Source organism: Thalassolituus hydrocarboniclasticus (genome assembly GCF_025345565.1).
In the GTDB taxonomy this organism is placed as follows: Bacteria; Pseudomonadota; Gammaproteobacteria; order Pseudomonadales; family Oceanobacteraceae; genus Venatoribacter; species Venatoribacter hydrocarboniclasticus.
This window is the reverse complement of record NZ_CP054475.1, coordinates 1,557,530-1,575,581: the sequence shown is the minus strand read 5'-3', so window position 1 is coordinate 1,575,581 and position 18,052 is coordinate 1,557,530. Positions and strand designations below refer to the sequence as shown.

Here is an 18,052-nt window from a genome sequence, read left to right as displayed (position 1 = left end):
TCAGAATGGGCTTTCCAGTGGATTCATACCCACGTACACCGCTTTCAACTGGGTGTAGTGTTTAATGGTTTCGACGCCGTTTTCACGACCGATACCGGATAATTTGTAACCACCCACCGGCATTTCCGCCGGTGAGGCACCGTAGGCATTAATCCAGCAGATACCGGCCTGCATCTGATGAATTACCCGGTGCGCACGGCGGATATCGCGGGTAAAGACACCAGCTGCCAGCCCCAGACGGGTATCGTTGGCGCGACGAATCACTTCATCTTCATCGCGGAAAATCAGCACCGACATCACCGGGCCAAAAATTTCTTCGCGCACGATGGTCATATCATCACGGCAATCGGTAAAAATGGTGGGCGCAACAAAATAGCCGTTAGGCGCACTGTCCGGCGCCAGCGCGAAACCACCACTGGCCAGAGTCGCACCTTCGGCTTTGCCTTTGTCGATATAACTCAGAACCAGTTGCTGGTGTTTAGCGGAAATTAAAGCGCCGAAATTCACGTCCGGGTCCATCGGATGACCCGCCACAATATTATTTTCGGTACGTTTCAGCAGACGCTGCATAAAATCGTCATATACCGCTTCGTGCACAAATACCCGTGTGCCATTGGTGCAGATTTCACCCTGGGTATAAAAATTCGCCAGCATGGCCGCCGAGACCGCATCATCAAGATCAGCATCGTCAAAAATAATCAGCGGCGATTTACCACCCAGTTCCATGGTTACGTCTTTTAAACTGCCTGCCGCAGCAGCCATTACTTTTTTGCCAGTGCCTACCTCACCAGTAAAAGATACTTTGGCAATGCGCTCTTCCGCCGTCAGCCAGGCACCTACTTCGGCCGCACCGTGAACAACGTTAAACACACCGGCAGGCACACCGGCTTCAATAAATATTTCCGCCAGTTTTACTGCGCCGTAAGGCGTTTCTTCTGACGGTTTAAAAATCATCGCATTGCCGCAGGCCAGTGCCGGGGCAGATTTCCAGCAGGCAATCTGCAGCGGATAATTCCACGCACCAATACCGGCGCAGATACCCAGTGGTTCGCGGCGGGTGTAATAAAAATCACCGCCCAAATCCTGCTGATTACCTTCAATGGCTGGTGCGATACCGGCAAAAAATTCAATTGAATCGGCACCGGTAACCACATCCACTACGGAGGCTTCCTGCCAGGGTTTACCGGTATCCCGTACTTCACCGGCAGCCAGTTCATCGTTGCGCTCACGCAGCAGCGCCACCGCTTTTAATAAAATACGGCTGCGCTCCATCGCCGGGGTTGCTGACCATTTTTCAAAACCACGCTGGGCACTGGCCAGCGCAGCGGCTTTAATGCTGTCGTCGGCAACCTCCACCTGATAAGCCACTTCGGCAGTTGCCGGATTGATCACATCGAAGGTTTCACCGCTTTGGTTGGCCATTAACTGGCCATCAATAAAATTCATCAGTCGCATGGATTCAGATCTCATCGGGAATCGGAGCGACCCCTGGTCGCTATCAGTGAATCTATAAAGGCTTTGCACAGACGCTCGGCTTCGTTAAAAGCCTCATCGGTTGCCGGTGTCAGATTGAGCGTGCTGCGCAGCCACATGCCGTCAATCATGGCGGCGGTCATCGCCGCGGCATCACGGGCGTCGGCGGGATCAGCCATTAGCTGGCGGAAGGAATACAGCAGGTTGCTGTTCAGACGCTGGCTGTTTACCCGCTGTAAACGGGCCAGAGCCGGGTCGTGCATGGCTTTCGCCCAGAACGCCAGCCAGGTAACGGTGGCCGAAGACGAGCGCTGAAAACCGGCAAAGTTGGTTTCGACAATCATCATCAGGCGCTCACGTGGTGATACCTGACGCGCCTGACCGGCCTGCAGTTGTTGCAACAAGCCCTGCTTCAGCTGCTCCAGCAGATGTCGCACAGCGGCTTCGATAACACCCTGCTTGCCACCGAAATAGTGGCTGATGATGCCGGATGACATCCCCGCCAGCTTGCTGATGGTAACGATGGTCGTGCCCTGAAACCCATACAACTCAATGGATTTCAGAGTGGCGTCAATCAGCTGCTGACGCCGTAAACCCTCGATATTTGCTCTGTTTAAACCGTTACTCAACTGCTTTCCCGCCATTGATTGAACGTTCAATCAATACGAGTCTAAAGTTTAGTTCTCTATGGATCAACCCATCAGCGCAGGACAAAGCACACAGCGGAGAAGCAGCAAAAAGGCCGCAGGCCAGCCACCATGCGCCCTGGGCAGGGGTAAAAATTAATTAGATATCTATGGAATTTTTATACTGAACAGCGGCAAAAATACTCATTTCCCGGACAGCAGGTATAAAAAAACGCAGCCCCGGCAATGCGGCAGCTGCGTTTTTGTCTGACTTATACGTGACAGCAAGGCCGCGGGCGCGGCCAGTGATTATTCGGCGCGGTGTTCGCGTGCCAGGTATTCGTGTGATTGCATCTCCAGCATACGCGAGGTGGTACGCTGAAATTCAAACTCCAGCTTACCCTGACCGTAAATCGCCGGAATCGCCGCATCGGCCGACATAATCACCTTCACGCCACGATCATAAAATTCATCGATCAGGTTGATATAACGGCGCGCCAGATCGTCGTTTTTAATGCCCATAACCGGCACATTCGAAATCAGAATGGCGTGGAACTGTTTACCCAGCTCAATGTAATCGTTCTGCGAACGCGGGCCATCGCACAGCGCGGTAAATTCAAACCAGGCAATGTCATCACACAGCGCCTTAACCGGAATTTTACGCCCAAGAATTTCCACTGTGCAGTTGGTTTTAACATGACGCGGGTCGGCGATCAGGCTGTCGAAACTTTTCTGCAGACTGGCTTCTGCACCGTCATCCAGCGGGTAATGGTAAAGCTCAGCCTGCTCCAGTGTGCGCAGGCGGTAATCTACACCCGAATCCACATTCACCACTTCGGTGTATTTATTCAGCAGTTTAATCGCCGGAATAAAGCGGTCACGCTGCAGACCGTCTTTGTACAGACCGTCAGGCACGATGTTGGACGTGGCCACCAGGGTAACACCGCGATTGAACAGTTCCTGCATCAGGCCACCGAGAATCATCGCATCACCGATATCGGAGACGAAAAACTCGTCGAAGCAGATCACTGCAGCCTCATCGGCAATGCGGTCAGCAACAATATTCAGCGGGTTCTTTTCGCCGGCCAGCGCCGTCAGATCGCGGTGTACGCGCTGCATAAAGCGGTGAAAGTGAGTACGCATTTTGCGTTTGAACGGCAGCGCATCGTAGAAGGTATCGACCAGATAGGTCTTACCGCGACCGACGCCGCCCCAGAAGTAGATCCCTTTTTCCGGTTCCGGCTTTTTCTTGCTCAGCTTGCCAGCCAGCTTACCGAACAGCCCCTGTTGCGCACGGCGGTTTTCCGCGGCGACCAGGTCGTCAAACAGACGTTGCAGATGCTTAACCGCCATTTCCTGCGCGGCATCATAAGAAAAGTCATCGCGTTGCAGATCGGCTTGATAGAGTTCCCAGGGCGTAGACACAGACAGTCTCCCTTATAGAAGTGGGATATCGGGAAGAAATTCAGGGCGCGCAATTTAACCAAGCAGGGGCAAAAGTGCAAATCCTGACCAAGGTCGGACGGCAGGAAATGCCTGCCAAACCGGCCTCTTCCACTGACTCAGCCCTGCTCTCTCAGCCCTGCTCTCTCAACTCAACCCTCTCAGCTCAGCCCGGCCGCCTTAAGCAGCGGCGCCCAGTCTTCCTGCAGACTGGCCTTAAGATCGGTCAGGCGACCATGAAAGAAATGACTGCCCTCACAGAACACCTGATAGTGTGGCGTTGGCACGACACGCTCAGCCCAGTCACTGACTTCATCAAAAGGCACCACTTCGTCGGCATCGCCCATATAGACGAAGGTTTCAAACTCATAAGGCAACTGGTTAGGTGCATCAAAGTGATGCACCGCCGGCGCCAGCAGCACCAGCGCAGCAATGCCTTCCGGTTCACGACAGGCGCTTAAGCAGGCCATACCGGCACCGAAAGAGAATCCGGCCAGAATAACCTTTTGCCAGCCCAGCTCGTTACGCGCATAGTTCAGCGCCGCCAGCACATCGTCCTGTTCGCCCACACCCTTATCGTGCACACCTTCACTGTTACCAACCCCGCGAAAATTAAAGCGCAGGGTCGGCAACCCCAGACCGGCCGCCGTACGTGTTACGGTGGTAACCACTTTATTGTCCATCGTGCCGTGAAACAGCGGATGCGGATGACACATCAGCAAGCCCAGCTGCGTCTGCTCTGCTGCTTGCCAGCGTGCGTCCAGCGCTCCGGCTGTACCTGCAATCGTGATTTTCTGTTCCTGCGCCATAGCGTCTTTTCCTCATCTGTCCGGCAACTGTATGACAACAGCTGAAGCCTGCCGTGGCGGGCGCCGGGTGGCCCGAACCAAAGCATCTTCTTCACCATATGCATATAGCTAAATGTTATTGAATATACCTTCTTATATATCAGGCAACTTGGTATATTTCGCGCAATTTACATTGCCCCACACCTACCTTTTGGGAGCCATCAGACCAAAATGACTGACTACAACCTGACGCACTTAAAGCAGCTGGAAGCGGAGAGTATTCATATCATCCGCGAAGTCGCCGCTGAATTCGACAATCCGGTGATGATGTACTCCATCGGCAAAGACTCTGCCGTGATGCTGCATCTGGCCCGTAAAGCCTTTTATCCGGGTAAACCGCCATTTCCGCTGCTGCACGTGGATACCACGTGGAAGTTTAAGGAGATGATTGAGTTCCGCGACAAGATGGCCAAAGAAGTAGGCATGGATCTGATCGTACACATCAATCAGGAAGGTGTGGAACAGGGCGTTGGCCCGTTCACCCACGGCTCATCCAAGCATACCGACATCATGAAAACCCAGGCGCTGAAGCAGGCACTGGACAAGTACGGTTTTGATGCCGCCTTTGGTGGTGCCCGCCGCGACGAAGAAAAATCCCGCGCCAAAGAGCGTGTGTATTCTTTCCGTGACAGCAAACACCGCTGGGACCCGAAAAACCAGCGTCCTGAGCTGTGGAATATCTACAACGGCAAAGTCAACAAAGGCGAGAGCATCCGTGTTTTCCCTCTGTCTAACTGGACCGAGCTGGATATCTGGCAATACATCTACCTCGAAAATATCAACATCGTACCGCTGTACTATTCCGCCAAGCGTCCGGTGGTTGAGCGTGACGGCATGCTGATCATGGTTGATGACGAGCGTATGCCATTAAAAGAAGGCGAAGTGCCGGAAATGAAATCCGTACGCTTCCGTACCCTGGGCTGCTATCCGCTGACCGGCGCCGTCGAATCTGAGGCAGAAACCCTGCCGGAAATTATTCAGGAAATGCTGCTGACCACGACATCTGAGCGTCAGGGCCGTGCCATTGACCACGATTCATCCGGTTCGATGGAGAAGAAGAAACAAGAGGGGTACTTCTGATATGTCACACCAATCCGATCTGATCGCTGCCGATATTCTTGAGTACCTGAAGCAGCACGAAAATAAAGAACTGCTGCGTTTTTTAACCTGCGGCAACGTTGACGATGGCAAATCCACCCTGATCGGCCGTCTGCTGCATGACTCAAAAATGATCTATGAAGATCAGCTGGCCGCCATCGAAAAAGACAGCGCCAAATCCGGCACCACTGGCGAGAAAATCGACCTCGCCCTGCTGGTTGACGGCCTGCAGGCAGAACGTGAGCAAGGCATCACCATTGACGTAGCCTACCGCTACTTCAGTACCGCCAAGCGCAAGTTCATCATCGCCGATACTCCGGGACACGAGCAGTACACACGCAACATGGCCACCGGTGCTTCCACCTGTGATCTGGCGATTATTCTGATCGACGCCCGCTACGGCGTGCAGACCCAGACCAAACGTCACAGCTTTATTGCCTCCCTGCTGGGCATCAAGCACGTGGTGGTGGCGATTAACAAAATGGACCTGCTCGACTTCAGCGAAGAGCGCTTTAACCAGATCCGTGAAGACTACCTCGCCTTCGCCAAAAACCTGAATCTGGAACTGAGCGATATTCACTTTGTGCCGATGTCCGCCCTCGACGGCGACAACGTGGTAGAACGCAGCGCGCGTGCTGCCTGGTACACCGGCCAGACGCTGATGGAAATTCTGGAAAGCGTGGAAATTGCCAAGGACAAAAACCTGGAAAACTTCCGCCTGCCGGTACAGTACGTTAACCGTCCGAACCTCGACTTCCGTGGCTTCTGCGGCACCATCGCCTCCGGTATTGTTAAGCCGGGCGACACCATCATGGCGCTGCCATCGCAGAAAACCAGCAAGGTTGAAAGCATCGTAACCTACGACGGCAAGCTCGAAGAAGCCTTCGCCGGTCAGGCCGTAACCCTGACCCTTGAAGACGAAATCGACATCAGCCGTGGCGACGTTATTGTGAAGCTCGACGACCTGCCAACCGTGGGTAAAAAGCTGAATGCCGACATCGTCTGGATGACCGAGAACCCGTTGATTCCGGGTAAGCCATACGACCTGAAATTCGCCTCCAGCTCAACCGCCGGTACCGTGAGCAAAATCCACCATCTGGTGGACGTAAACACACTGGAACAGAGTCTGGCCGATCAGGTAAACCTGAACGAAATCGCCCTGGTGGAAGTGTCGCTGGATAAAGCCGTACCTTTTGACTGCTACAGCAAAATTCCGGGCACCGGCGCCTTTATCATCATCGACCGCCTGAGCAACGTGACCATTGGTGCCGGTATGATCGTTGGCGCCGCCAGCGCATCGGACGATAACACGCCGGTAACCGCCGCAGAGAAAGCCCGTCGCTTCAACCAGAAGCCAGCCATCGTTGCCGTTAACGCCGTGAATGCTGAGCAGGTTGTACAGAGCCTCGACCGTCGTCTGTTCGAAATGGGACGCGTAGCTGCCATTGCCAGCAACGAACACGCCCAGCTGTTGAAAGACGCAGGCCTGGTAGTACTGGTAGCCGGTGGTGCCGATGGTGCCGATATCAGCCTCGCCGCTGATCAGGAAAGCCTCGACTCTCTGATCGCCGACCTGCAGGAACAAGGGATCATCTGATCCCTGCCCCTGCCCGTTCGCAAGCCGCTGAGCAAAAAACAAAAGCCCCGCCGGAAACGCCAGGGCTTTTTTTATGCCCGGAGCTTTTATGCGCCAAAGCGGCAGACACGTGAATGCTTGCCCTTCCCGTACCTGACGTCATCCCAGACCCGCACCGCCTGAACACATATCAGAAGCCCTCAGACGCAGATAAAGCCCGATTCAGCGCCATCTCAACAATCGCGACAGCAATCCCTGACTGCAGCAGCACAGGGCCTCTGCCCGGACTTTCGCACGGTTTAGTAACTCTTTGAAAAATATCAGAAAAAAATGTTTGACAGGCAAAAGAATGCTGGCATAATACGCGCCACTTGAACGGAGCAATGCAGCGAGCATTAACCACTTCTTTCAGGTAACAATGTGGCTATGTAGCTCAGCTGGTTAGAGCACAGCATTCATAATGCTGGGGTCACTGGTTCAAGTCCAGTCATAGCTACCACGAATTCTAAGGCCTGCGAGGTAAGTTATTACTTCGCAGGCTTTTTCGTTTTGGAATGGATTCTATGCTGCATCTTAAAGATATCTTCGATATTGATGAAGATAAAACCTCTGGGAAACATTTATTCCTCTTAGCTCTAGCTACCGGCACTGGCTCATACCTAGCGTATTTCATAACAACCGAAACAGACGCTATGAGGCTAATCAATAGTGATGCGATATATACATTTATCCTAGTCACAATATTTTTTACAGGATTTACAGTTGGAGCTCTTATCGCAAGGCTATTTATAAACACACTAACACTAATTTGCGACATAGTAGAATGGTTAATCAAAAAATATAACCAAGTTTCAAAGAACAAAAAGGAAAAGCTATCACAGCTAGAAAAAGGAGTTATAATCCTAGAGAACTTTTCTCGAGCTCTACCGCATTTGACGGATGTGGAAAAAGAAGTCGTACTCCACATGGCCACAGAAGGAGACATTAGACTCCCTGACTACGACCCGGATGTAAAAGGAATGCTTCATGCGAAACTTATTGCAAGAAAGTTTCAATTGAACAGCAATGAATCATTATACGGACTACCTAGCCCATCACATTCAGAAATTGTTAATAAATATTTTCAAGAAGAAGGCATAGTAATAAAATAAACACCGAAACGAAGAAAAAATACTCGATATCCTAGCCCCATTCAAAGAATGGCAGCACAGCAACGCAGAGGCCATTAAAAAATCTACAACATTAATCTATATAGCTATACAACAATCGAAAATAAGACAACAATTACAATCAATCCATTTACATACTAACATCTAGACAAACATCACAACATAAAAATCAAACCACACACATACATCAATGACATAAAAGCTTCTATACAAACTTAGACCTCATTGCAAATACTTATCCAAAACAGCCCACCCAACAACGTTTTTTATCAGATACATAATTTAAATATCAGAGAGAGCAGGTAAATTCCGCCCTCCTATTTGAGCACTGAATACTTTCATAATCCCACTCATCATTAAGTAAGTTAACGAAAACGTGCTGAAATATATGGACAATCAATTCATGATTAAGCATGCGACAGCAAACTAAACGCCATCCAGTATCGATTAAAAAAATCTTATGACTTGCTTGTTTATAGTGAGTGTAACTTCACAAGGGAATTGGAGTTAGCAATATACAATCTCGCCAGGCCGCTGCTCCATAAAGTAGACCCGAAAACCATACAGTCTCCTCGTTATTCTCCCACAGCTTTCACCTGCGCCAACCGCTTATTATCTCCGCCCTCCTCCGCAACGGTTTCTATTTTCCGCACAGTATTTTCCTGACCAGCAACGTCCTGCTCAATTAACGGCTGCCACCAGTAACTGAAGCGCTGTTCGCTGCCGATAATCACGCCTTCGCCAATGGTCGGTGTAAGCAACGCAATATCGCGTTGTTCGGCCTGTTGCCGTACCTGTTCCAGCGGGTCGTACCAGGCATGAATAGAAAGATCAAAGGTGCTGTTATGAATGGGCAGCATCTGTTTGCCGCGCAGGTCGATATGCGCCTGTACACTTTGCTCCGGCATCATATGCACATGCGCCCAGCGCGGGTTGTAGGCACCGTTTTCAATCATGGTTAAATCAAACGGGCCGTAGCGTTCGCCAATGGTTTTAAAGCCGTCAAAATAGCCGCCGTCACCGCTGAAAAAATAGCGTTTATCATCACGGATAATCACCCAGGATGCCCACAGGGTTTCGTCGCCATCCAGAACACCACGGCCAGAAAAATGCTGCGCCGGAGTGGCGGCGACTAAGGTGTCACCAACCTGAGTCTCCTGCCACCAGTCGTGTTCGTGAATACGCTCTTCGCTTACGCCCCAGTCACGCAAATATTGGCCTAAGCCCAGTGGTACATAAAAACCCTCGGCGCGATCAGCCAGCGCGCGGATGCTGGCTTCATCCAGATGGTCGTAATGGTTGTGGGAAATAATAATGCCGGTCAGCGCGGGTAATTCGTCCAAACCAATAGGCGGCTGATGAAAGCGTTTAGGGCCGGCCCACTGCACCGGAGAGGCACGTTCGGAGAATACCGGGTCCAGCAGCCAGAGTTCACCGTTAAGCGCCAGCAACAGCGTTGAGTGGCCAATGCGGTATACGCGGTGTTCCCCGGCAGGCAGCTGTTGCAGCTCGTCGGCATTGAATGAGCGCACCGGAATAGCCTGCGATGGCACCGAGCGCGGATGCTTGCCGGTCGCCAGCTCCCAGAAAATTCCGGCCACCTCTTTCAGCCCCTGCGATGGGCGTGGTACCGGATTAGCAAACTGCTTTTCCGCGGTCACGTATTGTGGTGATTGCTGCAGGCGCTGGTTCTCGGCGCTGCTCTGTGCACGGTTACTGGCACAGCTGCTCAGCAGCACGGGGATCACCACCAGTAAAATCAGAATCGTTACTGCTCCAACGGCCAGAATGGGATCTTTCATCTGCTCCTCCGCCCACAAGGGCATGTTGATCGCTCCATATTAAGTAACCAGCGGTTATTAATAAACCGTTTCTGCCGACTACTCTGTTCGCTGCCGCGGATCAATCGTCCTTCTTTGCCTCTGTCTGGCTTCTGTATCCTGTACCCGGACAAAGGCTGGCCCGCTGACATCGATAACATAGCGTTCGGGACAGAGGGAATGCTTAAATTTATGGCGAGAAAATGTTATGGCAACCTGGGTTATAACAACCTTTATTATGACAACCAGGGCATCAGCCTAAGCGCCTGAACAGAATGTTTACCGCCATGAAGCACTGCGTCACCGGTCAGTACAGCCGCACCTTTTACTCGTGCCAGAAATATTGCATTTCCAAATGACAGAGAACCCGTAATTAAGCTTCCGCCAACACGGCCGTTATTTATCTGCGTATTACTGACGATGCCCGGCCACCGGACGCCCTTTACTACAGACTGATGCATGCCAAAAAATTATCAGGTTACAGAGTTTTTATTCATTACTGATAAGTCGCGTAACGCAAATAATCACTCTGTAAACATCGCGTAACCAGAGTGTAATTCCCGGGTAAAAGGCGCGAAAAGGCCTAAGTCTGCAGTATGAAAGTGTTAACTGCTCTGCATTATTCCCCGGTTCATAGCCATACACTGTACAACTGTTTAAGTGTCAGAGTGTTGCGCTATGAACCATGCGTTTGCCATTGATGAGCAAGTATCCGGTTATCAGGATGACCATACAGCCCAGCCATTACTGAGCGATATTCTTGCGGATGCCGTGAGTAATCGCCTGCTGTTTCCTTCGGCTGCGGAGCTGCGTGGTTTCAGTCGCCACCAACACAAACATCAGCTGCAGTTCAGTGTGCAGACCGCCGCCGGCGCTTTTTTTATTAAATGCCAGGAACTGGCTTATCTGCCGCGTTTTGCGGCTGAACAGGAATGTCTGTTGCGGATGATGGCTACGCAAACCATGGCTGCCTGCGCCCCGCTGGCAATGGGTTCTGTCAAACGTGCTGACATCCAACCGATGTCTTACCTGATCCTGCAGCATATTCCTCTGGCTGTACACGGCGACTGGTTCAGTGCCGGTCAGCAGCTGGCGCAAATGCACCATCACATCACTGACAAAGGCTATGGTTTTGAACGCATGACCTGGTGTGGCGAAACCCCACAGGACAACCGCTGGCAGGAAAACTGGCGTGAGTTTTTTATCAACCAGCGCCTGCAGCCATTACTCACTCAATTACTTGATCGCGGTATCCGTATTGCGCACAGCCAGAAAGCGCTGCAGCGGGCAAGTGAGATTCTCGCTAATCATCAGCCCGATGCATCATTACTGCACGGTGATTTATGGTCGGGTAATATTGGTTTTAACCCGGACAGGCACTTGTCTTACCCGGTTCTGTTTGATCCGGCGAGTTATTATGGCGACGCTGAGACCGATCTGGCGATGACCGAATTATTCGGCCGCTTCCCGAAAAAATTCTACGACGGCTATGACAGTGTTAACCAGCTGTCTGCAGACTATGAAAAACGCCGCCCGGTGTATCAGCTCTATCATCTGTTAAATCATGCCCTGCTGTTTGGCGGCAGCTACATTGCTCAGGCCGAAGCGTTAATGGCGAAGCTCTGATTTTTCGTGGCATTTAAAATCTGAACGTAAAAAAGCCCGGAATTTCCGGGCTTTTTTATTTCAGGCATTTTTATCTTAAGGATTCAGGCGCTGTTTTTTCCATTCACCGGCGGCCATAGAATATTCCAGCCGGTCATGCAGGCGATGCTCACCACCCTGCCAGAATTCCATACGCGCAGGTTTTAACCGATAACCGCCCCAGTAATCCGGCAGTGGTACGTCCTGCCCGGCGTACTGCTCAGATACCTCTGCAAACTTAGCTTCCAGCGTGGCGCGGTCAGCCAGAGGACGGCTTTGCGCTGATGCCCAGGCACCGAGCTGGCTTTCCCGTGGACGGGAGTGAAAATACGCTTCCGCTTCGGCACGGCTGATCTTTTCCACCAGCCCCTGCACCTGTACCTGACGCTCCAGATTAATCCAGAAAAAATGCAGGCTGGCATGAGCATTAGCCGCAAAATGCTGGCCTTTATTGCTGTCGTAATTGGTGAAGAAAACGAAGCCGTTTTCGTCATACGCTTTCAGCAGCAGAATACGCTGCCAGGGCTGGCCTGCGGCATCCACCGAAGCAACCGTCATAATGGTTGGCTCCAGCGGATCGGTGCCACGGTATTGTTCAAACCAGGCATGAAACTGGGTCATAGGGTCCGCTGCTGCGGTTTGTTCGTCTAACCGGCCCTGAGTATATTGCCGGCGGATATCACCTAAATTAACCATTTAACTCTCCTGCCTGTGTTCATAATATCGATACTGAAAGTCTAACCTTTGCAATCGTTCTGAATATTGATCTGTCGCCCTGGGCGGTTTAAAACGCGAGAAAATCAAACGCACGCAGCAATGCAAACAGTAAACAAAACAGCGCGGTCTGCGCCAGCTGCCGGTTCAGCTTTATGCCATAACGCCGCCAGATACGCAGCACCAGCCACAGTGCAGCCGGTAACGCACACCAGACAAAGCTCAGAATATCCGTCGGTAACAACACAAAAGGGAACAGAATAAGCGCGGCATACATCAGCCGGGTGGCACGTTCACCCAACCATAACGCCAGCGTGGTTTTACCGGCCAGCGCGTCGCTGTCGCGGTCACGCAGGTTATTCACCAGCATAATGGCGGCGGTCAGCAAGCCCATCTGTACCGCTGCCAGCCACACTTCCGGCGGCAATGTCTGGCGCTGCAGATAATAACTGCCGCACACTGCCAGCAAACCGAAGAACAGGAAGACCGTGACCTCCCCCAGACCATGGGACGCCAGCGGCACCGGGCCGGCACTGTAAGCCAGCACCCCCAGCACCGAGGCCAGCCCCAGTAGCGCAAAGGGCCAGCCGCCCTGCAGCACCAGCCAGCCACCACTGATCAGCGCCAGCAATAAACTCAGAATCAGCCCGCCCTGCAGCTCCCGGATACTGAGCCAGCCCGATTGCGCTGCCCGCGGCGGACCAAGGCGCACGCCGTCATCGATGCCACGCTGAAAATCGAACAGGTCATTGGCAATATTCACCGCCACCTGCAGTGCCAGTGCACACAGCAGAATCACCAGCGCCAGCGACCAGGAAAAACCTCCGGCCGCCGCTGCCATGCTCTGGCTGAGCAATACCGGTGCCAGTGCTGCCGGTAAGGTTTTGGGCCGTGCGGCCAGAACCCAGGCCTGTTGTTTGTTCACAGAGAATCCTTATTCATCGTGCCGGCAGCGGACCCGGAAGGCTGCTGACGCTTTCTTACCCGTCCGGCAACGGCCCGGGCAGTCAGGACGCAGCTCTTTTGCTATGATGCGCGCCTGTTCTTTGCCGACCGTTACAGGTGTTGTTATGTCTGATCAGAATTACCCAACCGCTCCGCTCTCCCGCCGTCTTGCGGCGCTGACTTACGATGCGCTGGTTCTGATTGCTCTTTATATTATGCTCGGCGGCCTGCTGGTCACCGCTGTATCGAAAATCATCGGCAGTGAGGAGTTTGTGCGTCTCAGCCCGGCGATGTCGATGTCTGTCATGTTTACTATCTGCTTTTTGTATTACAGCCATTCCTGGCGCCGCGGTGGTCAGACCATCGGCATGAAAGCCTGGGGACTGAAACTGCTGAACGACAACAAGAAAGGCACTGGCATTCAGCTCAGCCAGTGTATGTTACGGACCGGGGTTGGTTTTTTCTCGCTGTTGTTTATGGGCCTCGGCTTCTGGTGGATGCTGTTTGATAAACAACAACGCAGCTGGCACGACATCGCCTCTCTGACGCGTATGGTTTATATCCCGAAAAACATGAAATAAACGCCCTTCCGGCACCGCCCACCCCCCGCGCTACTCCGAACTGGGCGGGGCGCTTACCCCGCCTTACGCATCAGCAGCACACCCAGCAAGAAGCAGCCGGCAATCGGAATAATGCTCGCCCAGATGGGCGCAAAGCCGAACACAATGCTGGCCGGTGCCAATAATTCTTCCGCGTATTTGTACACCAGCCCGACCAGAATACCGGAGAAGATCCGGTAACCCGGTGTCACTGCGCGCAACGGCCCGAAAATAAAAGAAATACCCAGAATCACCAGCGCAAAGGTACCTAAAGGCTGCGTGACCTTACGCCAGAAGGATAATAAATAATTGTCGGCGTTCAGCCCCTGCTTGGCCAGATAACGGGTATAGCTGAACAGGTTGGAAATCGACATATCACGCGGCTGCACCATCACCACGCTGAGGCTTTCCGGGGTTAACTCGGTATCCCATGAAGAAGTCGGAAAACGCCGTACTTCGGTACGGTCACCCAGCAACAATACATCCTGCACGTCTTCCATCTGCCAGTGCGAACGCTGATAAATCGCCCGCTGCGCCGTGCGTACCCGCTGCAGCTCGCGGTCGACATCAAATTCATACAGGGTTACGCCGTGCAGTACGCCACCGGGTTCAACCGCGGTAAAACGCATAAAATCATGGCCTTCACGGTGCCAGTAGCCTTTGCCTTTATTCGACAACACATCACCCTTGCCCTGGGCTACGGCTTTCTGCGACTGGGCAATACGCTCCAGCGTCGGAATAGCAAACTCAGCCAGCAGCAGGCTGAAAACCATCAGCACCGCCATTGGCTTGAGTACCGAAATACTGATACGCGCCACCGAAATACCGGCAGCACGCATTACCGTTAATTCGCTGTTAGCGGCCATACTGCCAAGACCGGCCAGACAACCGATCAGACAGGCCATCGGCATATATTCATAGGCACGGCGTGGCAGACGCAGACCCATAAATTCCAGCGCCTGCACAAACTGATAATCGCCTTTCAGCTGATCGAGCTCGTCGACTAAGGTAAAAATCGCATCCAGGCCAACAATCACAATAATGACCACCAGCGTGGCCATAAACACATTACGTGCGACGTAGGAATCCAGCTGATTCATTACAGGCCCTTAATCTTGCGCCGGCGAATCCACTCCGGCAGTAACAACAAACCCGCCGCAATCAGCAGATAAACAATATGCAGACTCCACAGGCCGATGGCCGGATTGAGCGTACGCTTTTCAATCATGCCGGTCATGGCAATCAGCAGCGAGATATACACCATAAACAACACAATGGCGGGAAACAGCCGGGCAAAACGCCCCTGACGCGGATTCACTTTCGATAACGGGAAAGCAATCAGGGTGACAATAGGCACCATTAAAATTAATGAAATACGCCACTGCAGCTGCGCCTGATGCTTAGGTTCGGCCGAGCCGATCAGTTCCAGCGTTGGTACCGCTTCTTTGCGCAGCTTGCGCCGCTCTTCCGGCTCGTCGGCGATTTTTACGCCGTATAAATCAAAATCCAGCACCTGCAGCTGAGCACTGCCCGGAGTCAGGTCGTAACGGCGGCCTTTATGCAATTCCAGAAAGCGTGAGCCGGTTTCATCGCTGACATACTGAGTGCCACGCTCAGCCAGAAGCAGCGTGTTGCCGTCGGCAATAAAGACCTGGTGCATCTGGGTTTTGTCATTGGACAGCGCTTCGGTATAGGTCACACGGGAGCCTGTAGCGGTACTCTGAAAACGCCCCGGCGCCAGTAATTCAAATTCGGTTAATTTCGATTGTTTTTCATACAGGTTTTCCATTTTCTGCGCCCCCCAGGGGCTCAGCACCAGAGTAAAACTGGCCACCAGCAGGGTCAGAAACAGCGCCGGTATCATGGTGTAACCGAGTAATTTTTTATCCGAAAAACCGGTAGCGGTAAGTACCGTCATCTCGCTTTCGGCGTACAGACGGCCATACGTCAGCAGGATGGAAATAAACAGCGCCAAAGGCAAAATCATTTCCAGAAAAGATGGCAGGCGCAGCAACAGGGTAAAAAACACAATATCCAGCGACACCTCACCGGCCGCCGCCGCTGCCAGCTGCTGAATCAGACGACCACTCATCAGGATCATCAGCAGCACAGTGGTCACTGCCACCAGTGAGCCGGCCAGTTCCCGGGCCAGATAACGGAAAAGAATCAAAATACTTACCTTATTGCTAACAAACGGCTGTGTTCCGCCCTTGATTTTCGTACACTTGAACGCATCTTTGAGTCAAACGGGCAGGCAACACCGCCCTTTCTTTTCCCGTCAGGAGCCATCATGCAATATCAGATTTCCACGAATTCTGCCGCCGATGTTCAAGCCAGCTGTATTGTGGTCACTCTCGACCAGTCAGGCAAGCTGTCTGACGCCGCCGCTGCCATCAATAATGCCAGTAACGGTTTTATTCAGGCCCGCATCGATGACAAAGACATCAGCGGCAAACTGGCCCAGACCCTGTTACTGCCGGCCGTTGCCGGGGTAAAGGCCAGCCGCGTATTACTGGTTGGCACCGGTAAAGACGCCCTGACCCGCAGCAGCGCGGTTAAAGTGCTGAACGCCATCGCCAGCGCCTGTAGCGGTTTTTCCGGCAGCATTGCGCTGGCCCTGAACGGACTGGCGAATGATAACCTGAGCGAAGAATGGCTGGCAGAACAAAGCGCCATGGCCTTCGGCAACGCGCTGTACCGTTTTACCGAAACCAAAAGCAAGCAGGATGACGACGTTCGCCAACCCGACAGCATTATCTGGCTGGGCAGCGATGTCAGCGCCGCGCTGAACAAAGGCGAAGCCGTGGCTCAGGGCGTGGCTTACGCCAAAACCCTCGGCAATATGCCACCGAATATCTGTACCCCAAGCTATCTGGCCGAACAGGCACTGGAGCTGGCCGCCAATGGCGCGCTGGACGTGACCATTCTGGATGAAGACCAGCTGGAAGAAATGGGCGCCGGCGCCTTTGTTTCCGTTGCCAAAGGTTCGTCTGAGCCGGGCAAAATGATCATTATGAAATACAACGGTGCCGCCGATAAAAACGCCGCGCCGCATATGATTCTGGGTAAAGGCATCACCTTTGATACCGGCGGCATCAGCCTCAAGCCGGGTCTGGGTATGGACGAAATGAAATACGATATGTGTGGCGCCGCTTCCGTGCTCGGCACCATGCAGGCCTTGCTGGCATTAAAACCCGCCATCAATGTGATTGGCATGATCACCAGCGCCGAAAATATGCCCGCCGGTCATGCCAGCAAGCCCGGTGACGTCGTCGCCAGTTTGTCTGGCAAAACCATCGAAATTCTCAACACCGACGCCGAAGGCCGCTTAGTACTGTGCGATGCCCTGACCTACGGTATCGACAACTTTAAACCAGCCTCCATCGTGGATATCGCCACCTTAACCGGTGCCTGCATGGCCGCTCTGGGTCGCGTTAATTCCGGTTTATTCACCACCGACGAAGCCCTGGCCGGTGAACTGCAGAATGCCGCCAGCCACAGCGGTGACAAAGTATGGCGTCTGCCACTGGAAGACGACTATCAGGAACTGCTGGATTCCAACTTTGCCGACATCGCCAATATCGGCGGCCCGCTGGCCGGTGCCACCACCGCCGCCTGCTTCCTGTCGCGTTTTACCGAAGGCACGCCATGGGCGCACCTCGATATTGCCGGCACCGCATGGAATACCGGTGGTAAAACCAAAGGCGCGACCGGACGTCCGGTGCCTTTATTGGTGAATTATTTGCTGGCGAAGTAAGCGGTAGCGAGCATAAAAACCGGCCAACCCCAGTGTTGGCCACTGCTTTCCTATAGCCTGGAGTGGCATCGTGGCTCTTCAGGCTGTGCATTGTGGGAGCGGCTTTCAGCCGCGATATCTGGTTTATTTTGTGGCCGTTCGCCTCGTTGGTTCTGATCTCGTCTAAAGGTTTGATGCCGCTGCGCGGGCTGGCTTTTCTGGCTGAAGCCAGGCCCTATGACCTCTTTGAGGGGTCTTACCCCTCACGCCGGTCGGGCGCTTACTCCTGACCGCCATGGATGGCGGAAATGCAGATTGTGCAGGAGCACACAATCGGCCCGCTTCGCGCTGTGCAGGACTT

The 18,052-nt window shown here is 53.0% G+C and carries 15 protein-coding genes and 1 tRNA gene; 7 read left to right on the top strand and 9 right to left on the bottom strand.

The annotated features are described in order from the left end of the window. From betB to HUF19_RS06875, 4 genes are all read right to left on the bottom strand, one after another. The gene (betB, locus tag HUF19_RS06890) at positions 1 to 1,455 is read right to left on the bottom strand and encodes a betaine-aldehyde dehydrogenase (protein ID WP_260999088.1); all 1,455 of its coding nucleotides are present in this window, start codon (positions 1,453 to 1,455) and stop codon (positions 1 to 3) included. Positions 1,456 to 1,466: 11 nt separating this feature from the next. Next, positions 1,467 to 2,102, bottom strand: a complete 636-nt coding sequence (gene betI / locus HUF19_RS06885; RefSeq protein ID WP_260999087.1) for a transcriptional regulator BetI — start codon at positions 2,100 to 2,102, stop codon at positions 1,467 to 1,469. Between the two features lie 306 nt (positions 2,103 to 2,408). Next, positions 2,409 to 3,524 (bottom strand): cell division protein ZapE, encoded by a 1,116-nt coding sequence (gene zapE / locus HUF19_RS06880; RefSeq protein ID WP_260999086.1) that lies wholly within the window; start codon positions 3,522 to 3,524, stop codon positions 2,409 to 2,411. 179 nt (positions 3,525 to 3,703) lie between these two features. Further along, positions 3,704 to 4,351 carry an alpha/beta hydrolase gene (locus HUF19_RS06875; protein ID WP_260999085.1) on the bottom strand — a complete coding sequence of 216 codons (648 nt, stop codon included), beginning with the start codon at positions 4,349 to 4,351 and terminating at the stop codon, positions 3,704 to 3,706. A gap of 210 nt (positions 4,352 to 4,561) precedes the next feature. On the opposite strand from HUF19_RS06875, the gene cysD reads away from it, so the two are divergent. The 4 genes from cysD to HUF19_RS06855 all read left to right on the top strand — a co-directional run bounded on the left by cysD (position 4,562) and on the right by HUF19_RS06855 (position 8,215). Next, positions 4,562 to 5,470: a sulfate adenylyltransferase subunit CysD gene (cysD, locus tag HUF19_RS06870; RefSeq protein ID WP_260999084.1), complete on the top strand. Its 909-nt coding sequence runs from the start codon at positions 4,562 to 4,564 to the stop codon at positions 5,468 to 5,470. Between the two features lies 1 nt (position 5,471). Further along, positions 5,472 to 7,085 carry a sulfate adenylyltransferase subunit CysN gene (gene cysN, locus HUF19_RS06865; protein WP_260999083.1) on the top strand — a complete coding sequence of 538 codons (1,614 nt, stop codon included), beginning with the start codon at positions 5,472 to 5,474 and terminating at the stop codon, positions 7,083 to 7,085. Positions 7,086 to 7,486: 401 nt separating this feature from the next. Continuing rightward, positions 7,487 to 7,563, top strand: a tRNA-Met gene (locus HUF19_RS06860). A 64-nt stretch (positions 7,564 to 7,627) separates the two neighbouring features. Continuing rightward, a complete protein-coding gene (locus HUF19_RS06855) occupies positions 7,628 to 8,215 on the top strand; it encodes a hypothetical protein (protein WP_260999082.1) in 588 nt (195 codons plus the stop codon). A gap of 593 nt (positions 8,216 to 8,808) precedes the next feature. Here HUF19_RS06855 and HUF19_RS06850 read toward each other — a convergent pair. Then, a complete protein-coding gene (locus HUF19_RS06850) occupies positions 8,809 to 10,035 on the bottom strand; it encodes an MBL fold metallo-hydrolase (protein WP_260999081.1) in 1,227 nt (408 codons plus the stop codon). A 696-nt stretch (positions 10,036 to 10,731) separates the two neighbouring features. On the opposite strand from HUF19_RS06850, the gene HUF19_RS06845 reads away from it, so the two are divergent. After that, positions 10,732 to 11,679 (top strand): fructosamine kinase family protein, encoded by a 948-nt coding sequence (locus tag HUF19_RS06845; protein WP_260999080.1) that lies wholly within the window; start codon positions 10,732 to 10,734, stop codon positions 11,677 to 11,679. A 75-nt stretch (positions 11,680 to 11,754) separates the two neighbouring features. Here HUF19_RS06845 and pdxH read toward each other — a convergent pair whose 3' ends face one another. Both pdxH and menA read right to left on the bottom strand, forming a co-directional pair. After that, the gene (gene pdxH / locus HUF19_RS06840; RefSeq protein WP_260999079.1) at positions 11,755 to 12,393 is read right to left on the bottom strand and encodes a pyridoxamine 5'-phosphate oxidase; all 639 of its coding nucleotides are present in this window, start codon (positions 12,391 to 12,393) and stop codon (positions 11,755 to 11,757) included. Between the two features lie 88 nt (positions 12,394 to 12,481). Continuing rightward, entirely contained in the window at positions 12,482 to 13,336 is an 855-nt protein-coding gene (gene menA, locus HUF19_RS06835) for a 1,4-dihydroxy-2-naphthoate octaprenyltransferase (RefSeq protein WP_260999078.1), read from the bottom strand. Between the two features lie 145 nt (positions 13,337 to 13,481). Here menA and HUF19_RS06830 point away from each other — a divergent pair, with 145 nt between their 5' ends. Further along, positions 13,482 to 13,937 carry an RDD family protein gene (locus HUF19_RS06830; protein WP_260999077.1) on the top strand — a complete coding sequence of 152 codons (456 nt, stop codon included), beginning with the start codon at positions 13,482 to 13,484 and terminating at the stop codon, positions 13,935 to 13,937. A gap of 53 nt (positions 13,938 to 13,990) precedes the next feature. On the opposite strand, the gene lptG is transcribed toward HUF19_RS06830, so the two are convergent. Continuing rightward, the gene (gene lptG / locus HUF19_RS06825) at positions 13,991 to 15,055 is read right to left on the bottom strand and encodes an LPS export ABC transporter permease LptG (protein ID WP_260999076.1); all 1,065 of its coding nucleotides are present in this window, start codon (positions 15,053 to 15,055) and stop codon (positions 13,991 to 13,993) included. Further along, a complete protein-coding gene (gene lptF / locus HUF19_RS06820) occupies positions 15,055 to 16,125 on the bottom strand; it encodes an LPS export ABC transporter permease LptF (RefSeq protein ID WP_260999075.1) in 1,071 nt (356 codons plus the stop codon). The genes lptG and lptF overlap by 1 nt, the downstream gene beginning before the upstream one ends. A gap of 120 nt (positions 16,126 to 16,245) precedes the next feature. Here lptF and HUF19_RS06815 point away from each other — a divergent pair, with 120 nt between their 5' ends. Then, positions 16,246 to 17,712 (top strand): leucyl aminopeptidase, encoded by a 1,467-nt coding sequence (locus tag HUF19_RS06815; protein WP_260999074.1) that lies wholly within the window; start codon positions 16,246 to 16,248, stop codon positions 17,710 to 17,712. Positions 17,713 to 18,052: the final 340 nt, after the last annotated feature.